This is a genomic window from Rhizobacter sp. P2_H2 (assembly GCF_056403375.1).
Genome location: NZ_JBFUFP010000654.1, coordinates 1 through 3116, shown reverse-complemented (window position 1 = coordinate 3116; position 3116 = coordinate 1). Strand labels below are relative to the sequence as shown.

1 protein-coding gene is annotated in these 3116 nt (G+C 72.6%); it reads right to left on the bottom strand.

The window, feature by feature from the left end; translation table 11 throughout:
* A partial coding sequence (locus AC1D15_RS24145) for an SDR family NAD(P)-dependent oxidoreductase (protein ID WP_477827961.1) occupies window positions 1-3116 on the bottom strand: 3116 nt, incomplete at both ends.

The following is a 3116-nucleotide window of genomic DNA, read 5'->3' as shown; positions in this document are numbered from 1 at the left end:
GCACCAGCCGCGCGCCGGTCATCAGCGGCCAGAAGAACTCCCACACCGACACGTCGAAGCCGAACGGCGTCTTCTGCAGCACGGTGTCGTGCGGCGTCAGGCCATGCGCCTGTTGCATCCACGCCAGGCGGTTGTGCAGCGCGCGGTGGTGGTTCGCGGCGCCCTTGGGCCGGCCAGTCGAACCGGAGGTGTAGATCACGTAGGCCAGGTGCTGGCCGTGCAGCGCGACGACGGGGTCAGTGTCGATGCCGGGCTGGTCGATCGCATCGCCGTCGACTTGCAGCACCGACAGCGCCGGCCGGCCGCCGAAACGCGCCGCCAGGTGGGGCCGCGTCAGCAGCAGCGCGATGCCGCTGTCGTCGAGCATGTACGCCAGCCGCTCGTCCGGATGCTCCGGGTCCAGCGGCACATAGGCGCCGCCGGCCTTCAGGATCGCCAGCAGGCCGATGACCATCTCGAACGAACGCTCCATCGCGATGCCGACACGCGTGTCCGGCCCGACGCCTTCGGCGATCAGCCGGTGCGCGAGCCGGTTGGCGCGGCGGTTCAGTTCGCCGTAACCCAGCGTCTGCTCGCCGAACACCAGCGCGATCGCCTGCGGCTGCTGCTGCGCCTGCCGCTCGAACAGCCGGTGCACCGGCGCGTCGTACGCATGCTGCTCGCCGTTGACGCTCCACTGCCGCAGCAGCGCCCGGTCGTCCGCGCCGAGCAGTGCGACCTCGCCGACGCGCGCCTGCGGCTGCCCGACCAGCGCGCGCAGCAGCGCCACGTAGTGCGCGCCGAGCCGCGCGATGCGCTGCGGCTCGAACAGCGCATCGGCATAGCGGAACGCAGCGCGCAGGCGGCCATCGTCGAGCTCCTGCGTCTCCAGCGTCAGCTCGAACGGCGCGGCGCGCTCGGCCAGGTCGATGCGCGCGACCTGCAACCCCGGCCAGCCCGTCGGCGAGCGCCCGCCCTGCCCGAGGTGGTTGAACATCACCTGGAACAGCGGCGTGACGCCCGGCACGCGCGGCGGGCGCAGCGCCTCGACGAGGTGGTCGAACGGCAGGTCGGGGTGCGCCTGCGCGTCGATCGCCGCATCGCGCACCTGCTGCAGCAGCGCGAGCAGCGGCTGGCGGCCGTCAACGCGCGCCTGGATTATCAGCGTGTTGATGAAGAAGCCGACGACGCGCGCCATCTCGGGCCGGTGCCGGTTCGCGACCGGCACGCCGATGCGCACCAGCGGCTGGCCGGTGTGCCGGTGCAGCAGCGCGTGGAAGGCCGCGATCAGGCCCATGAAGAGCGTGGCGCCCTCTTTCGCGACGAGGCGCTTCAGTCCGTCGACCAGGTCCGCCGGCAGGTCGACCAAGTGCTGCGCCGCCCCGCTTCGGCCCGCGGCCTCGCGCGGCCGGTCGGTCGGCAGCGCGAGCATGGCCTGCGGATCGTCGATCTGGCGACGCCAATACGCGAGCTGCCGTTCGCCCTCGCCATCGGCCAGCCAGCGCCGCTGCCAGGCCRCGAAATCCCCATAGCGGATCGCCGGTGCCGGCAGCGCCGCCGAGCGGCCCTCGCAGGCCGCGGCATAGCGCTGCGCCAACTCGTCGAGCATCAGCTCGACCGACCAGGCGTCGGACACGATGTGGTGCATCATCAACAGCAGCTCGTGCTCGCCCGGCGCGCAGCGCAGCAGCGCAGCGCGCAGCAGCGGGCCGCGGCGCAGGTCGAACGGCGTGCGGGCGATGCGCAGCGCTTCGTCATGACGCCGTGCATCGCGCTGGTCGGCCGGCAGCAACACCAGGTCGACCAACGGAATCTCGATTGAAGCCGTGTCCTGCACGACCTGCTCCAGCACGCCGCCCTCGCCTTCGCGGAACACCGTGCGCAGGCCGTCATGCTGCTGCACCAGCTCGCCGATCGCCCGCTGCAGCGCCGGCACGTCGAGCGCGCCCGACAGCCGCAGGCCGCCGCCAACGTGGTACGCGGTGCTGTCCGGATCGAGCTGCCACAGGAACCATTGGCCCTGCTGGGCCGGCGACATCGGCGCCACCGCGCCCTCGCCGCGCGTGATCGCCGCCGGAGCGACTTCCACCTGCGGCGCACGCTCGCGCACCGCCTGCGCCAGCGCGGCGACCGTCGGCAGCTTGAAGAACAGCGCCGGATGCAGCTCGACGCCATGCGCCTGCCGCACCCGCGACAACAGCCGGATCGCGAGCAGCGAATCGCCGCCGAGCTCGAACAGGTTGTCGTGCACTCCTATCGGTGCAATGCCGAGCAGCTCGGTCCACAGCGCGGCCAGGCCTTCCTGCAGCGCGCCTTCGGGGGCGGCGAACGGCGTCGTCAGCACCGGGCGCGGATGACCGGTGCGTGCGGGGGCTGAAGCCTCCGCCGACTCCGTGATCACATCCAGCATGCCGCCATCGAGCGGCCCGAAGCGCTGTGCGAGCGGCGTGACCGACACCACCGTCTGCGGCAGGTCCGGCCCGTTGACGATGCGCTCGAACGCGGCGACGCCGCTGCGCTCGTCGAGGCCGATGCCGTCGGGCAGGTCCATGTCGACCGCGATGCCGACATCGCGCCACGCATCCCAGTTGACCGAGAACAGCGGTGGCCCGTCGGCGCGGCGCGATGCGATCGCCAGCGCATCGAGGTAGGCGTTGGCGCCGGCGTAGTCGCTGCGGCCCAGGCCGCCGATCAGGCTGGCGACCGACGAGCAGAACAGCACGTAGTCGAGCGGTTCGTCGCGCAGCACCTCCAGCAGCACCTGCGTGCCGTGCAGCTTGGGCTCGAACGCGGCCTCGACCTGCGCGCGGCTGCGCTGCGCGATCATGCCGCGGCCGGGGTGCACGACGGCATGCACGACGCCCTGCACCGGCCCGAAGCGTTGGTGCACCTGCGCGAGCACCGCGCGCAGCTGTGCCGCATCGTTGACATCGGCGGCGACCGTCATCACCTCGGCACCCGTGGCTTCGAGCGCGACCAGCTGCTGCAGCTTGCGGCGCAACGCGAGCGGCTGCTGTGCGTCATCCGCCAACCGGGCCCAGTCGGCACGCGCCGGCAGCTCGCTGCGGCCCAGCAGCACCAGCCGGGCCTGCCACGCGCCCGCGAGGTGGCGCGCCAGCGCGAGGCCGACGCCGGCG